Origin of the sequence: Phycicoccus sonneratiae (assembly GCF_016887965.1) — a bacterium.
GTDB classification, from domain to species: domain Bacteria; phylum Actinomycetota; class Actinomycetes; order Actinomycetales; family Dermatophilaceae; genus Phycicoccus; species Phycicoccus sonneratiae.
Window position 1 is genome coordinate 94,039 of sequence record NZ_JAFDVD010000012.1, and the last position, 17,788, is coordinate 111,826.

A 17,788-nucleotide genomic window follows, 5' to 3' on the forward strand; every position below is an offset into this window, starting at 1 on the left:
TCAGCCGCAGCCGAGGGCCGCGGCGACCCCGGGACCGGGACGCAGGACGAGGTGCTCCGTGCCGGCCGTCGCCGCGTACCCGGTGTACCGGTGGGCGACGACGTAGGCCTCGGCGACGCGGGCCCAGTCCGCCGACCACGCCTCGGCGAGCGACGGTGTGCCGGAGGCGGGGACGACGAGCCAGGCCCGGGCCCGCTCGGTGCACGGGACCCGGCCGAGGGCCGCCCGCGCCGAGTCCACGCCCCCGTTCCACGACGTGTAGAAGTGCGCGCGGCCCAACGGCGGCCCGCCGAGCGCGAGCGCGACCGAGGCCTGCGTGCCCGTGAGGTCGACGACCGGCGTCCGGTCGTCGATCCCGCCACGCCGGGCGACCTCGTGGAGGGGTCCGAGCACCGCCGCGGCCTCCGGCGTGACGTCGAGCGTCCCGTCGAGGATGCCGACCGGCCGGTCGGCGCGGCTGACCTGCGCGCTGCGCGGCCCGTCCCACCACAGCGGCGCGACCATGAGGACGACGCACGAGCAGGCCGCGACGAGCAGGCCGGGCGCGACCGGCGGGAGGTCGTCCACCACCTGCGGACCCGGACCGGCGACGGGACCGGCGGAGCGGACGACGAGCAGGCCGACGAGGAGGACCCACGCGGCAGCGGTCTGACCCGTCGTCGTCAGCAGCTCGCGGTTCGAGCCCACCGCGTAGAGGTAGGGCACGAGCGCGACGAGGACGAGGACGGGCAGGACGCGCCGGCGCTGCTCGCCGGTCCAGCCGCGCAGGACCGGCACGGCCAGCCCGAGCAGGACGACCCCGACCCCGAGCGTCCGGTAGCCGTTCGTCGACCCGGACAGCAGGCCGACGGCCAGCCATGCCGTCCCGACCCCCACGAGCACGAGCAGGGGGGCGACGATCGCGTCGACCCGCGTGGCGCCGTCGTCGGCGTGGCGGCGCCCGACGAGCCACGCACCGAGCACGACGACGAGCGGCACCGCGAAGAGGAGGGCCACGACGTCGACCGGGCCGAGGCCCAGCAGCTGCGGAACGCTCGGGTAGGCACCGGTCCGGCGCACGACGTCCAGGCCCCCGGCGAGGTAGCGCCCCGCGTCGCCCGGCGTCATCCGGGCCAGGGCCAGCACGAGCACGGAGCCGGCGAGCAGCGCACCGGCCGCGGTGAGCAGCGAGCGCAGCGGCGGTCGGACCCACAGCCCGAGCGCGACGACGACGAGCAGCAGGGCCACCGCCGAGGTCGGCTTGGCGACGAAGACGAGGCACGCGCCCGCCCCGAGGAGGGCGCCGCCACCGAGCGGGCGGCCGCGCTGCACGCGGGCGACGCCCCAGGCGGCGAGGAGCAGGCCGACGAGGGCGAGCGACCGGTAGCTGAGGACACGGACCTCGAGGAGGAACACCAGCTGTGCGGCGGCGGCCGTGGTCAGCGCGCCGACGGCGAGCGCCAGTCGCTGCGGGCGCGAGGCGACCAGCCGCGCTCCCTCGACGAAGCAGCCCGCGGCCACCGCGCCGACGACGAGGTCGCCGACGAGCCTGAAGAGCCCGACGTCGTTGCCGCAGAGGGCGAGCAGGGGGTGGAGGAGGAACGGGAAGAGGTAGACCTCGCCGGCGGCGACCGACGACCGGGGGTGGCGCACGAGCCGTAGGACGTAGCTCTCGTCGATCGGGTCCAGGCCGCGCCACGCCGACCCGAGGAGGAGGACGAGCAGCCCCACGGACACGACGCCCGCGACGACGAGCGGGACCCGGGCGGACCTGCCGACGTCGTGCTGTGCGGCGGCCTCAGCCACGACGCAGGTGCACGGTGGTCCACGCCGACACCGGTCGGAGCCCGAGGCCGCACCACGCGCGCTGCACGGCGGTGTTCGAGGCCTGCGTGGAGATGACGAGCCGCTGGCTGCCGGCGGCGCAGGCCGCGCCCAGCACGCCGGTGAGCAGCGCCCGGTAGACGCCCCGGCCGCGGTGGTCCGGGTGGGTGCCGGCGAGCAGCACCTCGGTGGCCCGCCCGCCGTCGACGCGGGCCGTCGTCGCGACCGCCGCGGGGGCGCCGTCGACGAGCCGGAGGAGGACCTCCTCCGGGTGCTCCCCGGCGGTGCGACGGGCCCAGTCGACGTAGCCGGCGAGGACGAGGTCGGGCCGGAAGGCGCGGCTCGCGAGGTAGTGCGTCGGGTAGTCGGCGAAGGTGGCCGCGACGAGGTCCCCCACGGCGCCCGCGAGGTGGGGTGCCTCGGCCAGCGGCACGACGTCGTCGGCGCCGTCACCGCTCGCCGCGGCCGCGTCGCCCTCCCAGTACACGAGGGTGTCGGCGGGCAGGACCTCGAGGCCGTGCCGCGTGAGCGCGCCGGCGAGCCGCACCCGGTCCGCCGGCCAGCGGGCGACGAGGACGTCGGGGCGCAGCCGCTCGAACGCCTCGAGGACACCGGCCACGGCCTCGTCGTCGGTGCTCCTCCGACCGACCCGGACCCTGGCCACGGGGAACCCGAAGCGCCGCGTGTCGACCTCGCTCGCGCTCGCGTCGACCCCGGCCCCCTCGAGGTCGTCCCAGCTCATGCCACCGGACGATAGGCGAGAACCGCCGCGACCACCCGGTCGACGTCCTGGCGGGTCAGGCCCGCGTGCAGCGGCAGCCGCACGAGCCGCGCGGCGACGTCCGCGGTCACCGGGCAGGGGAACGGCGTGCGGCCGAGCGCCCGGCCGCCCGGCGAGGAGTCGAGCGGCTGGTAGTGGAAGACCGCCGACACCTCCTGCATCCCGAGGTGGCGGATGAGGCCACCCTGGTCGGCGGCCGACGGGAGGAGGAGGTAGTAGAGGTGGGCCGGGTGCTCCGCGCCGTCCGGCACGACCATCTGCCGCACGCCGTGCGCGGCCGCCCACGGGGCGAGCTCGGCGGCGTACCGGTCCCAGACGTGGTGCCGGCGGGCCTGGATGTCGTCGAAGGCCTCGAGCTGGGCGACGAGCACCGCCGACTGCAGCTCGCTCGGCAGGTACGAGGACCCCTGGTCCTGCCACGTGTACTTGTCGACCTCGCCGCGGAGGAACCGGGAGCGGTCGGTGCCCTTCTCCCGGACCACCTCGGCCCGCGCGCGGAAGGCGGGGTCGTTGACGACGAGGGCGCCGCCCTCCCCGCTCGTGACGTTCTTCGTGTCGTGGAAGCTCTGCGTCGCGAAGGTGCCGAACGACCCGAGCGGTTGGCCGCGCCACGCCCCGCCGAGGCCGTGCGCGTTGTCCTCGACGAGGGCCAGGCCCCGCGCGTCGCAGAGGGCACGGAGCCGGTCGACGTCGGCGGCGACCCCGCCGTAGTGGACGACGAACACCGCCCGCGTGCGCTCGGTGAGGGCGGCCTCGACGGCGTCGACGTCGAGGTTGAGGGTGTCCGGGCGGACGTCGACGAAGACCGGGGTCGCGCCCCGGATGGCGATCGCCGTCGCGGTCGAGGTGAAGGTGAAGCTCGGGCAGACGACCTCGTCGCCGGGGCCGAGGTCGAGGAGCACCGCGGCCAGCTCGAGGGCGTGCGTGCACGAGGGGGTCAGGTGCACGCACCCGCCGCCGAGCCGTTCGCGCAGCAGGGCCTCGGCCGTCCGGGTGTGGACGCCGTCGCCGTGCCACATCGGCGAGGCGAGCACCTGGGCGAGCAGCTCCTGCTCGCGGCCGGTGCGGAAGGGGGCGGTGAACCGGACCGGGGCGACGGGGGGCGCGACGGGGGCCGCGGGCCGTAGCCGGGTCCGGGTCGTCCGGGTGGTCACGGATGCTCCGAGAGCGCGGCGGACGCCGGCCGGGCCGGGACGTCGAGGAGGGCGGAGGTGGCCAGCGGCTCGGGCCGCACGACGTAGGCGGGGCGCTGCATCGAGCGCACGTGGAGGCGGCCGAGGTACTCGCCGACGATGCCGATCGAGAGCATGAGCGCGCCGGAGAGGATGCCGAGCATCGCGACGACGGTCGTGAAGCCGGCGACCTGGATCCGGCCGGTCCAGTACATGCCGAGGACGGCGACGAGCGCGACCGCCCCGAGGACGGAGACGGCGAGGCCGAGCATCGTCACGAGGCGCAGCGGCAGGACGCTGTAGCCGGTCGCCATGTTCGCGGCGTGCTTGAGCAGGCCGCGGACGGTGTAGTTCGAGGTGCCGACGCTGCGGTGGTCCATCCGGACGGGCACGCGCTCGACCGAGGTCGTCGCCCAGGACAGGACGACGTCGAGCGAGACGAACGGGTCGGTGACGTGGCTGAAGGCCTCGCGCAGGTCGGTGCGGAAGGCGCGGAAGGCGCTGACGTCGCGCGCGTTCGGGACCCCGGCGATGGCCAGCGCGGACTTGACGACGCGGGAGGCGAGCGAGCGGGCCGCGCCGTGCTCCTCGTCGACGGCGACGCCGTACACGAGGTCGGTGCGGGGGTCGGCGAGCGGCGCCAGCAGGGTGGCGAGCTGGTCGGGCCGGTGCTGGAGGTCGTCGTCCATCGTCACCGTGACGGCGTAGCGGGCCCGGGCCACCCCGGCGAGCAGGGCGTTGTGCTGGCCGTAGTTGCGCCGCAGCTCGACGACCCGGACGACCTGGGCGGGGTGCTCGGCGGCGACCGCGCGGGCGACGGTGGCGGTGTCGTCGGGCGAGCCGTCGACGACGAGGAGGACCTCGTGGTGGGGGGTGAGCGCGGCGAGGGCCGGCACGACGGCGCGGACGAGGTCGGCGAGCGTGCCCTCGGAGCGGTAGCAGGGGACGACGACGGAGACGCCGCCCGACCACGGGGAGGCGCCCGAGGGAGCGTCTCCGGCCGCGTGGGCGCGGGGGTGCGTGTCCGACACCGAGTACCTCCGCCGAGCCGTCCGACTGTGACGGGTCGACGCTAGGAGCGGGCCGGCGCGGCGGGCGAGGGGACGCCGGGACAACTGGACGTTCGGCCGACCCGGGTCCGGGCGGACGACCGAGGGCGCCGCCGGGTGGTCCCGACGGCGCCCTCGTGGCGTGCTGTGAGCCGGTGGCTCAGTAGCGGTAGTGCTCCGGCTTGTACGGGCCGGCGACGTCGACGCCGAGGTACTCGGCCTGCTCCTTGGTGAGCTCGGTGAGCTCGACCCCGAGGGCCTCGAGGTGCAGCTCGGCGACCTTCTCGTCGAGGTGCTTCGGGAGGGTCTTGACCTCCGGCTTGCCGTCCTCGTCGATGTACTCGTCGGTCTTCGTGAACAGCTCGACCTGGGCGATGGTCTGGTTCGAGAAGGAGTTCGACATGACGAAGCTCGGGTGGCCGGTGGCGTTGCCGAGGTTCATGAGGCGGCCCTCGGACAGGACGATGATCGAGTCGCCGTCCTCGAAGGTCCACTCGTGCACCTGCGGCTTGATCTCCTGCTTCTGCACGCCGGGGACCTTCGCGAGGCCGGCCATGTCGAGCTCGTTGTCGAAGTGGCCGATGTTGGCGAGGATCGCCTTGTTCTTCATCTGCTGCATGTGGTCGGCGGTGACGACGTTGAAGCAGCCGGTGGAGGTGACGACGATGTCGGCCTGCTCGAGCACGGACTCGAGCTTGGCGACCTGGTAGCCGTCCATCGCGGCCTGGAGCGCGCAGATCGGGTCGATCTCGGTGACGATGACGCGGGCGCCCTGACCGCGCAGCGACTCGGCGCAGCCCTTGCCCACGTCGCCGTAGCCGGCGACGACGGCGACCTTGCCGCCGATGAGCACGTCGGTGGCGCGGTTGAGGCCGTCGATGAGCGAGTGGCGGCAGCCGTACTTGTTGTCGAACTTGGACTTGGTGACCGAGTCGTTGACGTTGATCGCCGGGAAGAGCAGCTCGCCGGCCTCGGCCAGCTGGTACAGGCGGTGGACGCCGGTGGTGGTCTCCTCGGTGACGCCCTTGATCTCGGCGGCGACCTTCGTCCACTTCTGCGGGTCCTGGTCCATCGTGCGACGGACGACGGCCTTGAAGACGCCGAACTCCTCGGAGTCGTCCTCGTCGGTGGGCGGCACCTGGCCGGCCGCCTCCCACTCCTTGCCCTTGTGGACGAGCATCGTGGCGTCGCCGCCGTCGTCGAGGATCATGTTGGCGCCGGCGCCGCCGGGCCAGGTGAGGATCTGCTCGGTGCAGTCCCAGTACTCCTCGAGGGTCTCGCCCTTCCAGGCGAAGACCGGGACGCCCTGCGGGTCCTCGGGGGTGCCCTGCCCGACGACGATGGCCGCGGCGGCCTCGTCCTGGGTCGAGTAGATGTTGCAGGAGGCCCAGCGGACCTCGGCGCCGAGCGCGGTGAGCGTCTCGATGAGCACGGCGGTCTGCACGGTCATGTGCAGCGAGCCGGCGATGCGCGCGCCCTTGAGCGGCTGGCTGTCGCCGAACTCGGCGCGCAGGGACATCAGGCCGGGCATCTCGTGCTCGGCGAGGCGGATCTGGTGGCGACCGGACTCGGCGAGCGAGAGGTCGCGGACCTTGTGGTCAACGGACATGCGTGAGCTCCTCAGGAGGTCGTTGCGTTCGATTGACCGGCATCGCCCATCTGGGCCGCGCAGTGCGAGGGTCATCACCCAGGCCGGTGGTGCAGCGCAACAGGTTACCGCAGCCGCCCGGTCATCTCGAAGTCCGCGCTCCCTGCTTCGACACTCCCCGGGGACCCCGCGCCGCTCGACGTCGGCCCTAGGGACGTGGTGAGCAACCTCGGGACAGCGGCCAGGAGGAGCAGGACTCCCGAGGACCAGAGCGGCATCGCGACGACCATCCCGACGGCCAGCAGCCAGCGGCGGTCCCGCGCGGCACCCCAGGCCACGAGTCCCGCCGCGAGCGGCAGCCGCACCCACAGGGGAAGGTCGCGGACCTGCGTGGTCTCCTCGCTCTCGACGAGGTACCGCACCCACCGCACCCAGGCGTCGGGATCCGCCGCCGCCGAGGCGCCGACGATCGCCGCGGTCCACAGGGCCACGGCGGCGAGCCGCCCCCACTCGCGACGCACCGCGAACCACACGACACCGAGCGCGGGAGTGATCTTCGTCAGGAGCGGGAAGGCCCAGGCGCCGGGACGGGTCGAGCCCACGACCACCGCCACCGCGACCAGCGGTTCGATGTTGCCGATGGCCACGGCGGGAGGAAGGGCGTACCCGAGGGCGAGCCAGCGCCAGGCGCCGGGCAGTGGCCACAGCAGCCACGCCAGGGCCGCCGCGAGCAGGAGGGACCACACGACGAGGAACACCGACCACGGCACGCCCGCCAAGGGGTGGATGACCTGCGCGAAGACGGGCGCGTAGCTGTACGCGTCGAACGACCCGGGGGAAGGTCCGTAGAGGTCCTGCTGCCAGGCGTGCCAGTAGGCGTGGGCCGAGTCCAGGCCGATGACGTGGCGCCGGCTCCCGAGGAAGACCCAGGCGGCCGGGAGCAGCCCGATCCAGAGCGCGTGCCGGGCGGCGCGCGGCACCTCGTCCACGTCGATCCGGAGAAGCCCCACGCGCACCGCCATGACCCGTCCCGCGCTTCCCCGCTGACCGTCCCTCGGCCACCGACCGGTCCCCCCGGGCGCGGTGGCACCCTACCCGGCACGACAGCCGGGCGTGCCTGATCGGCACTTTCCCACGCGTCCTACCTGGTCTGCGTGATGAAGTGCCGCCATCTCGACCGTCTCGACCGGCCGAACGGCCGAGGGGTCTCTCCACGCCGCGACAGCGTCTCGACCCGGCGGCTAACGTGCGCCACGTGGCCCTGACCGACCAGCGACCCTCCACCGAGCCCGCGCAGACGGCGCGACGCCGTGTCGGCGACCTCCTGCTGCCCCTGGTCGTGTTCGCCGTGGCCCGCGTCGTCTCCGGGGCGATGCTCACCGTCGCGGCCCGGCGTCAGCCGGACCTCACCGACTACCCGTTCTGGCACGTCGAGGGCACGCGTCCCGCGGGGCCCTCCTACCTCGAGATCCTGTCGAACTGGGACGGGCAGTGGTTCAAGACGATCGCGTTGCACGGGTACGGCGGGGTCGAGGCAGCGGAGGCCTCTGGGCAGAGCGCCCTCGCCTTCTCACCCGTCTACCCCGCGGTCGTCCGCGCGGTGATGGCGGTCACCGGGCTCGGCTTCGAGGCCGCGGCGACGACGGTCTCCCTCCTCGCGTCGGCCGCCGCCGTCGTGCTGCTCTTCCGCTGGCTGCTCGTGACGCGGGGTCGCGGCCCGGCGGTCGCCGCGGTCGCCGTCCTGTCCTTCTTCCCCGCCGCCCCGGTGCTCCAGGCCGCGTACAGCGACGGGCTCGCGCTGCTCCTCGTCGTCGTCCTCCTGCGAGCGGTCGCCGAGGACCGGTGGCGGGTCGCGTGGGCCGTCGCCCCCCTCCTCGCCCTGACCCGTCCGGTCCTGCTCCCCGTCGCGCTGCTGATGCTCGTCGTCCGCTGGCGTGCCGAGGGGGGCCGGCTGCGGGCCGTGCTCGCCGACCGGCGCTTCCTCGCGCGGGTCGCCGGCATCGGGGCCCTGGCCTTCCTCTGGCCGGTGCTCGCCGGGGTGATCTCCGGGTCGGCGGCCGCCTACTCCGAGACGCTCAAGGCCTGGCGCTCCGACGGGCTCTCGGTGGGCGGCTGGTTCAGCGGCCTGTGGACCAACGGGCTGCAGGTGCCGGCCGTCCTCGCCGCCGTGCTCCTCGTGGCGCTCGTCGCCCTCCGGCTGCGCCGCCGCGTCCCGGACGGGCCCGCCGACCACCTCGGCACCTGGGCGGGCGCCTACCTCGTCTTCGTGCTCGCCACCGCACCGCCGAACGCGGGGATCATCCGGCACACCCTGCTGACCCTCGTCCCGCTCGGCACCGTCGGCCCGATGGCCGCCGACCTCCCGCCGCGGCGGCGGGCCGTGCTGCTGGGCGTGGTCGTGGTCCTCGAGGTGGTCCTCATGTGGCTCTGGGTGCGGTACGTGTTCGTCGTCGCCGACCCCGACGCCGCGCGCATCCCCTGACCGACGTGCGGGCTCAGCCCCGGGAGGCGTCCTCGACGGCCGACTCCGAGGCCTCGTCGGCGCCCTCCGGCACCCCGGGGCCGTCGACGCTCGGGCTGCCGGGCGTGAGGTCGACGTCGGGCTCGAGGTAGATGACGAGGCGCAGCTGCGGGACGCTCTCGCGCGCGGCCCGCTCGGCCTCGTTGATGGCTGCGACCACCTCGGCCGCGCTGTCGGTCTCCCCCACCGCGAGCTTGGCGGCGACGAGCAGCTCATCGGGCCCGAGGTGCATCGTGCGGCTGTTGATGACGCGGTCGACGACCTCCGGGGACTCCAGGGCCGCGAGGATGCCCTTCCGCACCGGCAGGGACGCCGACTCGCCGACGAGCAGCGAGCTCATCTCGACCGCCAGCACGGCGGCGAGGACGACGAGCAGGACGCCGATGGCCCCGGACCCCAGGCCGTCCCACACCGGGTTGCCGGTGAGCAGCGTCAGCCCCACGCCGGCCAGCGCGAACGAGAGGCCGAGGAGGGCCCCGAAGTCCTCGAGGAGGACGACGGGCAGCTCCGGCGACTTCGTCGTGCGGATGAAGCGCACCCACGAGCGGCCGCGGCGGATGGCGTTGGACTCGCGGACGGCGGTGCGCAGGCTGAAGCCCTCGAGGACCATCGCGACGAGCAGCACGGCGACCGGCACCCACCACCACTGCGACTCGAAGGGGTCGTAGTCGGTGTCCTGCACCGCTTCCCGCACCTTCTCGTACGACTCGTAGAGCGCGAAGACCCCACCGAGGACGAAGAGCATGATCGCGACGATGAACGAGTAGACGTAGCGCTGCTGACCGAAGCCGAAGGGGTGCTCGAGGGTGGCGTCGCGGCTGGCGCGCCGGCTGCCGACGAGGAGGAGCACCTGGTTGCCGGTGTCGGCGAGCGAGTGCACCGACTCGGCGAGCATCGAGGAGAAGCCGGTGAGGAGGAAGGCGACGAGCTTGGTGACCGCGACCCCGAGGTTCGCCAGCAGCGCCGCGATGATCGCCGTCCGTCCACCCTCGCTCGCCATGGGCCCGATCCTAGGGACCGCTCGTCGGTTAGCGTCGGTCGCATGCCGACCTCTCGCGGAACCCTCGACTGGGCGCCGGCCACCGACCGGCCCGAGCTGCTGGCGGCGCCGGTGGCCGGGGCGGTGGTGTCGGTGCCGGGCGCGCTCGTCGCCCCCATCGACGCCGACCTCGCCGACACGGCCGCGTTCTGCGCGGCCTACGACGTCGCCCTCGGGGCCAGCGCGAACTGCGTCGTCGTCGCGGGGCGGCGGGGCGGCGTCACGACCCACGCGGCGGTCATGGTGCTCGCGACGCACCGCGCCGACGTCAACGGCGTCGTCCGCCGCCACCTCGACGTCCGCAAGATCTCCTTCGCCCCGATGGACGAGGCGGTCGGGCTGACCGGCATGGAGTACGGCGGCATCACGCCCGTCGGGCTGCCGGCCGACTGGCCGGTGCTCGTCGACGAGGCCGTCGTGGCCGCCGGCGAGGTCGTGGTCGGCAGCGGCCTGCGCCGCAGCAAGCTGCTGCTCACCGGTGAGGACCTGCTGCGGCTGCCGGGCGCCCAGGCCCTGGCGCTGGCCCAGCCGAGCCCCTGACCGGGCGCTCCGGCGTCCGCCGCGGGCGGGGGTGGGGGGGGGGGGGGCGGGGGGGTGGGGGGCCCCCCCCCCCCCCCCCACCCCCGGCCGTCCCCCGGCTCCTCGCGACGTGGGGATTGGGCCGAGACGCCGACGGGTACCCCCCACCCATGGACATCGAACCGAGCGAGCGGGCCCGGCAGGACGCCGCACACGCCCAAGCGGCCGAGGACGAGGAGCGCACGGGCAAGGCCGCTCGCCAGTGGCGGGCCGAGGCCGAGGACATCGCCGCGATCCACCGGGACGCGGTCGAGCGGGCCGAGGAGATGGGTGACGAGGTCGAGGCCTCGATCCCCGTCCCCGACCCCGGGCACGACCCCGGTGTCGTGCAGGAGCGCAGCCTCGGGGAGGCCCGGGAGGCGCAGACCGGCCGGCACCACGCCGAGAACGGCTGACGGCGGGTCGCGCCAACGGACGGCCCCCGACCGCCGGACCGGCTCAGGAGGTGCGGTCGCGCAGGTCGGTGACGTGGCGCGACACCGAGGGGTCGAGCCCGAGGCCGAGGGCCAGGTAGGTGGCCGCGAAGTCCGTGAGGCCGACGAGCGAGGCGAACCGCTCGACCGGGTGACCCGCCCGCGCCTCGTGCTCGAGGACGACGGCGCCCGACTCGCGGGCCGACCCGAGCACCGCCTCGGCGAGCGCGGCGCCGGCGGGCTCGAGGGCGGGGTCGCGCAGGGCGAGCAGCCCGAGCCGCGGCAGCGCGGGGCCGTCGAGGTAGGGGTCGGCGAAGATGTCGCGCTCGCCGGTGGGAGCCGCGCCCAACCCGCTGCCGAACGGTCCGTCGAGGGTCGCGACGACCGACGCGGCGGCGTCCGGCAGCGCGCCGTGGGTCGCGGGCACCCGGGCCGTGCGCGAGAGCATCTGGGCGGCCCGGCAGGCCGCGACACCGGTGAGCGCCCCGTCGCCGAGGACGACGGGCACCGTGCCGTCGAGGCCGGTGGCGAGCACCTTGGCCGGGTTGACGAAGGCGTCGGACGAGGGCCGGCACTCCTCGGCGACCTCGTCGAGGACGTCGGCGACGGCGTCGAGGACGGCCGGCGGGGCGGCCGCCAGCCCGAGCGCGTCGGCGGCCACGAGCACCGGGGTGAGGAGCGACCACAGCGCCGTGCGCGACGACGGCGCGGCGAGCGCCACCTCGACGTGCACCCCCCGCGCCCGGGCGCAGACCTCGGCGAGCGGCGAGTCGGCCGCGCCTACGGTCAGCAGCGAGGCGCCCCGGCGGGCCGCCTCCGCGGCCAGGGCCAGCGGGCCGGCCGCCCGGCCCGACTGCGAGACGGCGATGACGAGGTCGAGCGGGCCGACCCATCCCGGCAGCGGTGCGTCGCGGCGGGCCGACACCGGCACCGGCGACCCCGGTTCGGCGAGCAGGTCGAGGACGTCGCCGACGATCCCCGAGCCACCGAGGGCCGCGACGAGGACCGAGCGCGGACGCTCACCGCCGGCGACCCGCTCGACGCCGGCCTCCTGCGCGGCGACCACCGCGCGACGCACCTGCGCGCCGGCCGAGGCCAGCCAGCGCAGCGTGTCGCGGGTGTCGAGCGCCGCGAGCGCGGCGACGTCGTCCAGCCGGTTCTCGTCGACCCAGGGCATCGCGGGCGGCTCCTCGGGGGGAGGGTCAGGAGGGGTGGCGGGCCTCGTCGACGAGCAGCACGGGCACGCCCTCGTCGATGCGGTAGGCCAGCCCGCACGAGGCGTTCGTGCAGACCAGCTCGGGGCCGGCGGGGCCGTCGGCGTCGCGCAGCTCGCTGCGGCACGCGGGGCAGCGGAGGATCTCGCGGAGCCAGGGCTCGAGGTGGGAGCTGGGGCCGGCCGGCTCGCTCATGGGGTCCTCTCGGGGGGTGGTTCGGGGACGGCCCCGATCCTTCCACACGCCGACCGCGGCGGGGAGTGCTCCCCGGCCTCCCGTGTTGTGACCTGCGGATCCCGTGCCTAGGGTCCCCTGTGACGACACGTGCGGAGGGACGGACCTGGTGCAGCTCGAGATCCTCGGCAGGGTGCGCCTGTCCACCGACGCCGGGCCCGTGCGGCTCACCGAGCTCGAGCACGGGCTGCTCGCCTCGGCGGCCCTCCACGGCCACGTCGGCGTCGACACCCTCGCCGAGTGGCTCTGGGACGGGGAGCCGCCGTCGTCGGTGCGCAACCGCGTCCAGTCGCTCGTCTCCGGCATCCGCCGCAAGGCCGGCGCCGAGCTGCCGGTCATCGTCACCGAGGGGCGCGGCTACCGCCTCGGGGAGGGCGTCGCCGTCGACCTCGCCCTCTGGGGCGATGCCGTCGCCGAGGCCCGCGCCCTGCGCCCGGAGGACCCCGTCGCCGCCCTCGGCCGCTACGACGCCGCGCTCGCCGTCTTCGGGCACGAGCCCCTCCAGGGCGCCCCGGAGACGGCCGCGGTCGAGGTCGAGCGCAACCGCCTCGTCCAGGAGCGCCTCTCGGTGCTCGAGGAGCGCCACGACGCCGCGCTGCGCTCCGGGGCCCACGACGGGCTCGTCGCCGAGCTCGACGCCCTGTGCGCCCGGCACCCGTACCACGAGGGCTTCGTCGCGCTGTTCATGCTCGCCCTCGCCGCCACCGGCCAGCAGGGCCGGGCGCTCGAGGTGTTCCAGGAGGCCCGGGCCCGCCTCGACGACGAGCTCGGGGTGCGTCCCTCGGACCAGCTGACCGAGGCCCAGCGCATCGTCCTCTCGGGAGTGCCCGTCGGGCGCCGCCCCGAGCCGCTCGACGACGCCATCCCCGCCCCCGAGGCACCGGAGCACCCGAGCACTCCGCCGGCCCAGCCCACGGTGCTCGGCCTGCCGGTGCCGCGCACGCTGCCCCGTCGACCCGACCCGTTCGTCGGGCGGGTCACCGAGCTCGCGGAGGTGCGACGGGCCGCCGAGGGCCTCGACGACGGACCCGTCGTCGTCGCCGTCACCGGGCTCCCCGGGTCGGGGACCTCGGCCCTCGCCCTCGAGGCCGGCCACGCGCTGCGTGACCTGTTCCCCGACGGCACGCTCTACCACGACGGCGCCAACAGCCCCGGTGGCGTGCCGGTCGAGGCCGTCGTCACCTCGTTCCTCCCGCTGCTCGGTGTGCACCCCGAGGCCGTCCCGGCGTCACCGCGCGCCCGGGCCGGCCTCTTCCGCTCGCTGCTCGACGGCCGCCGGGTGCTCGTCGTCCTCGACAACGTCACCGGCGGCGAGGACGTCACCGACCTGCTCCCGGCCGGTCCGGGCTCGATGGCCCTCGTCACCTCGCGCCGGCCCGTCGAGGGGCTCGGGGCGGGGCACCGGGTCCGGCTGCGCAGCCTCGACCCCGCCGCCGCGCGCACGCTGCTCGAGGCCCTCGTCGGCGCGGACCGGGTCGCCGAGGCCCCGGACGCCGTCGACGACGTCGTCCGGCTCACCGGGGCCGTGCCACTCGCGCTGCGCCTCGCGGCCGCCCGGCTGAGCCAGCGTCCCGACCTCGGGCTCGACGACGTCGTCGAGCGCCTCGAGCGGCTCGGCCGCACCCCCGGCACCGACGAGATCGCCGTCCTCCGCGAGAGCCTCGACGAGCTCCTCGAGGGCCTCGACGCCACGGCGCAGCGCTGCGTGGCGGCGCTGGCGCACCTGCCCGCCGACGCGTTCAGCGGATGGGTGGCCGGCGCGGTGCTCGGCGACCCCGCCGCGGGTGACGCCGCCCTCGACGCCATGCTCGAGGCCAGCCTCGTCGAGCCGGTCGTCCGCGAGGACCACGACACCCAGTACCGGCTCCACGACCTCGTCCGGGCCCAGGTGCGCGCCGGCGCCGCCCGGGGCGCGGGGGCCGGCACCGCCGCCCACCCGGACACCCGGCGCGAGACGGAGGCGGCCGCCGCGGCGGCGCTGGCGCGGTCGGCGGCGTTCCTCGAGGACCGGCCCCACCGCTTCCTCCCCGTCGCGCCCCGCTCCCCCGAGCTCGGCACCCCCGAGCCGCGACCACGCACCCGGCGGCGGTCGCGCCGCTTCTTCCGTACCGAGACACCGCTGTTCGTCGCCCTCGCCCGGTCCGTGGCGAGCCAACGCCCCGACCTCGCCTGGCGGCTGCTCGACGACTGCGCCCTCGGCACCGACGCGGCGAGCGACCTGCACGCGTGGTTCGAGGCCGAGGCGGAGGTCGCCCGCGCCCTGAGCGGGGCCGACGACGACAGCCGCCTCGGCGCCGCCCACCTCCTCCTCTGCCGGGCCTGGCTGCTCCAGGACCGCCGGTCGGCCTCCCGCGAGGCCCACGACCTCGCCGAGGGGGCCCGGCCCCGGCTGCTGCTGCTCGGTGCGCACGGCGCCGCGGCGGCCGCGTCCCTCGTCAGCGCCCAGGCCTCGACCTCGCTCGGCCGGCGCGACGAGGCGGAGGCCGCGATCGCGACGGCCGAGTCCTCGATCGGCCGGGTGTCCGACCACACGCTCGCGGCCTGGGCGGCCATCGCCCGCGGCACCGTCCACAACGACTACGACGAGCTCTCCGACGCGGCCCGCGAGTTCACCCGCGCCCGCGAGATCCTCCGCGACACGCCGCGCACCGTCGCGTACGCGCTCGCGACCCTCGAGCTCTCCCGCGCGCGCCGCCGCACCGGCGAGCTCGGGCCGGCGACCCTGCTCGTCGACGAGTCGCTCGAGATCCTCTCCGGCGTCGGGGCCGTCCACATGTACTCGTACGCGCTGGACGCCCGGGCCGAGGTGAGCCTCGCGGGTGGGCACGCCACCGAGGCCCTCGACGAGGCCGGCACCGCGCTCGAGCGGGCCTCGGCCTCCCGCGACGCCTTCCTCACCGCCCGGGCCCGCCGGACCCGGGCGCGGGCGCTGCTCGCGCTCGGCCGGCTCGGCGAGGCGGAGGCCGAGCTGCGGAGGGCGGTCGAGGAGTTCACCGCCCTCGACCGCCCGCTGAGCGTCGCCTTCACCTACCAGGTGCTCGCGGCCGCCCTCGACGCCGCCGGGGACGCGGTGGGCGCGAGCGAGGCGCTGCGGCTGGAGCAGACGGCGCTGCGACGGGCCACCGCCTCGCGCGTGGCCGCCCCGCAGCGGCGCTCCCCGGGCCCCGCCTGACGCGCCGTCACCGCGGACCTCACTCCCGCGAGGTGTACCCGCGGAAGGTCTTCCCGGCCCGCTGCGGGCCGCCGGTGCCCCACGTGTAGCTCTTCCGGGCGATCTCGTCGCCGTCGACGTTGCCCTCGACGGTGAGGATGGTGCGCGTGCTCGCGGTGACCTTGACGACGAGCCCGACGTGGCCGGCCCGGCTCGAGCCGTCGTCGCTCCAGACGAGCACGTCTCCGGGCGCCGGGAGGGCCTGTCGCGCCCCGGTGTACGGATGCCACCGGTCGGCGACGCGCGGGTCGGTGCGCCAGGCCTGCGAGCTCTCGTAGCTCGTCGGGATGCGCGGGAAGGCCGCGGGGTCGGGCATCGTGTGGCCGGTCCACATCGCCGCGATGAACGAGCCGCACCACGAGTTGCCGTTGTAGTCGTTGTAGACCACCCGGTTGTCGTTGCTGCCGGACAGCTCGAGGACGTTGCGGTTCTGGGCCTTCTTGACCGTGCTGCTGTGCAGCGTGTTCGAGCCGGCGAGCTTGAACGACCGGGGGTTGTTGAGGGCGGCGTCGGCGCGGTCGACCGTGGCCTGCCGCAGCCCGGACAGGCCGGTCGTGGACGGCAGCGGGTCGGCGAGGGCCGGGACGGCGGCCAGGGCGGTGAGGACCGACGCGGCGGCGAGGGCGAGGGCTGGACGGTGGTGCACGGCGACCTCCTGCGGGTGGCGTCTCGCGGACGTCCCGAGCCTGCCGCGGGCCGCTGCGAGGACGCTGCGGCGCGGCTGCGCGGCCGTCAGCCCCGGACGATGCCGAGCACGGCGTCGCGCACCCGGGCCATCGTCACGGCGTCCTCGGCCTCGACGTTGAGGCGCAGCAGGGGCTCGGTGTTCGAGGCCCGCAGGTTGAGCCACCACATCGGGTCGTCCGCTCCACCCTCGTGGACGAGGGTCAGCCCGTCGAGCCGGTCGACGGTGACCCCCTCCCCCTGCGCCCAGGCGAGGACCGCGTCGGTCGCGGCACCGGCGTCGGCGACCGTCGAGTTGACCTCGCCGGACGCGGGGTAGCGGCTGAGGTCGGCCATGAGCGCGCTCAGCGGCTCGTCCTGCTCGCCGAGCGCCGCGAGCACGTGCATCGCGGCGAGCATCCCGGTGTCGGCGAACCAGAAGTCGCGGAAGTAGTAGTGCGCGCTGTGCTCGCCGCCGAAGACCGCCCGGTGCCGGGCCATCTCGCCCTTGATGAACGAGTGACCGACGCGGGTGCGGACGGCCCGGGCGCCGGTGGCCGCGATGACCTCGGGGACCTGCGCCGAGGTGATGACGTTGTGCACGACCGCGACGTCGGCGGGGTCCGCGCCCTCGGCGACGGCGCGGGCGACCTCGCGGCGGGCGATGAGCGCGGTGATCGCGCTCGGGCTGACCGGCTCACCGCGCTCGTCGACGACGAAGCAGCGGTCGGCGTCGCCGTCGAAGGCCAGCCCGAGGTCGGCGCCGTGGGCCGTGACCGCGGCCTGCAGGTCGCGCAGGTTCTCGGGCTCGAGCGGGTTCGCCTCGTGGTTCGGGAAGGTGCCGTCGAGCTCGAAGTACAGCGGCTCGACGGTGAGTGGCAGGGCGGTCAGGCCGGCCCCCGTGCCGAGGACGGCGGGGACGGTGAAGCCGCCCATCCCGTTGCCGGCGTCGACGACGACCCGCAGCGGCCGGATGCCCGAGAGGTCGACGAGGCCGCGGAGGAAGCCGGCGTAGTCGGCGAGCACGTCGCGCTCGACGAGGGTCCCGGTGGGTTCGTCGGCGGGGACGCCGTCGGCGAGCATCCGCTCCGCGAGGGTGCGGATGTCGGCGAGTCCGGAGTCCTGGCCGACCGGCCGGGCTCCGCTGCGGCACAGCTTGATCCCGTTGTAGCGCGCCGGGTTGTGGCTCGCGGTGAACATCGCGCCCGGCAGGTCGAGCGCCCCGCTGGCGTAGTAGAGCCCGTCGGTGCTGCACAGCCCGACGAGCGTGACGTCGAGCCCGCGTGCACGGACGCCGTCCGCGAAGGCCGCGACGAGCGCGGGTCCGCTGTCGCGCATGTCGTGGCCGAGCACGCAGCCCGCGGCACCGTCCGGCACGAGGACGACGTCGGCGAACGCCGTGCCGAGGGCGCGGGCGACCTCGGGGTCGAGCTGGTCGGGCACGGTGCCGCGCACGTCGTAGGCCTTGACGACGTCGGCGAGGGAACGGGCGGTCATGGCCGACGAGCCTACGGGAGGCGT

The 17,788-nt window shown here is 75.6% G+C and carries 15 protein-coding genes; 4 read left to right on the top strand and 11 right to left on the bottom strand.

Annotated features, from left to right (window positions below; all coding sequences use genetic code 11):
- The 6 genes from JQN70_RS11110 to JQN70_RS11135 form a co-directional block, all read right to left on the bottom strand.
- A complete protein-coding gene (locus JQN70_RS11110; protein WP_204131408.1) occupies positions 1-1,785 on the bottom strand; it encodes a hypothetical protein in 1,785 nt (594 codons plus the stop codon).
- A complete protein-coding gene (locus JQN70_RS11115; RefSeq protein WP_204131409.1) occupies positions 1,778-2,545 on the bottom strand; it encodes a GNAT family N-acetyltransferase in 768 nt (255 codons plus the stop codon). Before JQN70_RS11115 ends, JQN70_RS11110 begins: the two co-directional genes overlap by 8 nt.
- A complete protein-coding gene (gene rffA / locus JQN70_RS11120; protein ID WP_204131410.1) occupies positions 2,542-3,738 on the bottom strand; it encodes a dTDP-4-amino-4,6-dideoxygalactose transaminase in 1,197 nt (398 codons plus the stop codon). Before rffA ends, JQN70_RS11115 begins: the two co-directional genes overlap by 4 nt.
- Positions 3,735-4,787 carry a glycosyltransferase gene (locus JQN70_RS20935; RefSeq protein ID WP_204131411.1) on the bottom strand — a complete coding sequence of 351 codons (1,053 nt, stop codon included), beginning with the start codon at positions 4,785-4,787 and terminating at the stop codon, positions 3,735-3,737. The genes rffA and JQN70_RS20935 overlap by 4 nt, the downstream gene beginning before the upstream one ends.
- Positions 4,788-4,965: 178 nt before the next feature.
- Positions 4,966-6,414 carry an adenosylhomocysteinase gene (gene ahcY, locus JQN70_RS11130; RefSeq protein ID WP_204131412.1) on the bottom strand — a complete coding sequence of 483 codons (1,449 nt, stop codon included), beginning with the start codon at positions 6,412-6,414 and terminating at the stop codon, positions 4,966-4,968.
- A gap of 104 nt (positions 6,415-6,518) precedes the next feature.
- On the bottom strand, positions 6,519-7,382 hold the full coding sequence (locus JQN70_RS11135) for a glycosyltransferase 87 family protein (protein ID WP_204131413.1): 864 nt from the start codon (positions 7,380-7,382) through the stop codon (positions 6,519-6,521).
- Positions 7,383-7,648: 266 nt separating this feature from the next.
- Here JQN70_RS11135 and JQN70_RS11140 point away from each other — a divergent pair, with 266 nt between their 5' ends.
- Complete coding sequence (locus tag JQN70_RS11140; protein ID WP_204131414.1) at positions 7,649-8,875, top strand: hypothetical protein; 1,227 nt, start codon at positions 7,649-7,651, stop codon at positions 8,873-8,875.
- Positions 8,876-8,888: 13 nt separating this feature from the next.
- On the opposite strand, the gene JQN70_RS11145 is transcribed toward JQN70_RS11140, so the two are convergent.
- A complete protein-coding gene (locus JQN70_RS11145) occupies positions 8,889-9,914 on the bottom strand; it encodes a cation diffusion facilitator family transporter (protein WP_204131415.1) in 1,026 nt (341 codons plus the stop codon).
- A 42-nt stretch (positions 9,915-9,956) separates the two neighbouring features.
- Here JQN70_RS11145 and JQN70_RS11150 point away from each other — a divergent pair, with 42 nt between their 5' ends.
- Positions 9,957-10,493, top strand: coding sequence for a YbaK/EbsC family protein (locus JQN70_RS11150; RefSeq protein ID WP_204131416.1), 537 nt, complete (start codon positions 9,957-9,959; stop codon positions 10,491-10,493).
- A 149-nt stretch (positions 10,494-10,642) separates the two neighbouring features.
- Positions 10,643-10,927, top strand: a complete 285-nt coding sequence (locus JQN70_RS11155) for a hypothetical protein (RefSeq protein ID WP_204131417.1) — start codon at positions 10,643-10,645, stop codon at positions 10,925-10,927.
- A gap of 43 nt (positions 10,928-10,970) precedes the next feature.
- On the opposite strand, the gene JQN70_RS11160 is transcribed toward JQN70_RS11155, so the two are convergent.
- Together JQN70_RS11160 and JQN70_RS11165 are read right to left on the bottom strand one after the other, a co-directional pair.
- Complete coding sequence (locus JQN70_RS11160; protein ID WP_204131418.1) at positions 10,971-12,122, bottom strand: SIS domain-containing protein; 1,152 nt, start codon at positions 12,120-12,122, stop codon at positions 10,971-10,973.
- Between the two features lie 25 nt (positions 12,123-12,147).
- Positions 12,148-12,354 carry a Trm112 family protein gene (locus JQN70_RS11165; RefSeq protein WP_204131419.1) on the bottom strand — a complete coding sequence of 69 codons (207 nt, stop codon included), beginning with the start codon at positions 12,352-12,354 and terminating at the stop codon, positions 12,148-12,150.
- Positions 12,355-12,502: 148 nt separating this feature from the next.
- Between JQN70_RS11165 and JQN70_RS11170 the strand changes: the two genes are divergently transcribed.
- Positions 12,503-15,565 (top strand): AfsR/SARP family transcriptional regulator, encoded by a 3,063-nt coding sequence (locus tag JQN70_RS11170; RefSeq protein ID WP_204131420.1) that lies wholly within the window; start codon positions 12,503-12,505, stop codon positions 15,563-15,565.
- Positions 15,566-15,584: 19 nt separating this feature from the next.
- Here the strand turns inward: JQN70_RS11170 and JQN70_RS20940 are convergent, their stop codons facing one another.
- Together JQN70_RS20940 and JQN70_RS11180 are read right to left on the bottom strand one after the other, a co-directional pair.
- Positions 15,585-16,250, bottom strand: a complete 666-nt coding sequence (locus JQN70_RS20940; RefSeq protein WP_204131421.1) for a CHAP domain-containing protein — start codon at positions 16,248-16,250, stop codon at positions 15,585-15,587.
- 86 nt (positions 16,251-16,336) lie between these two features.
- Positions 16,337-17,764, bottom strand: a complete 1,428-nt coding sequence (locus JQN70_RS11180; RefSeq protein ID WP_204131422.1) for a phosphomannomutase/phosphoglucomutase — start codon at positions 17,762-17,764, stop codon at positions 16,337-16,339.
- Positions 17,765-17,788: the final 24 nt, after the last annotated feature.

Excerpts from the sequence above, each read along its gene's own strand:
- JQN70_RS11165 (WP_204131419.1), bottom strand. The coding sequence starts at position 12,354 with ATGAGCGAGCCGGCCGGCCCCAGCTCCCACCTCGAGCCCTGGCTCCGC.
- ahcY (WP_204131412.1), bottom strand. The coding sequence starts at position 6,414 with ATGTCCGTTGACCACAAGGTCCGCGACCTCTCGCTCGCCGAGTCCGGT.
- JQN70_RS11155 (WP_204131417.1), top strand. The coding sequence starts at position 10,643 with ATGGACATCGAACCGAGCGAGCGGGCCCGGCAGGACGCCGCACACGCC.
- JQN70_RS11180 (WP_204131422.1), bottom strand. The coding sequence starts at position 17,764 with ATGACCGCCCGTTCCCTCGCCGACGTCGTCAAGGCCTACGACGTGCGC.
- JQN70_RS11160 (WP_204131418.1), bottom strand. The coding sequence starts at position 12,122 with ATGCCCTGGGTCGACGAGAACCGGCTGGACGACGTCGCCGCGCTCGCG.
- JQN70_RS11145 (WP_204131415.1), bottom strand. The coding sequence starts at position 9,914 with ATGGCGAGCGAGGGTGGACGGACGGCGATCATCGCGGCGCTGCTGGCG.
- JQN70_RS11115 (WP_204131409.1), bottom strand. The coding sequence starts at position 2,545 with ATGAGCTGGGACGACCTCGAGGGGGCCGGGGTCGACGCGAGCGCGAGC.
- JQN70_RS11150 (WP_204131416.1), top strand. The coding sequence starts at position 9,957 with ATGCCGACCTCTCGCGGAACCCTCGACTGGGCGCCGGCCACCGACCGG.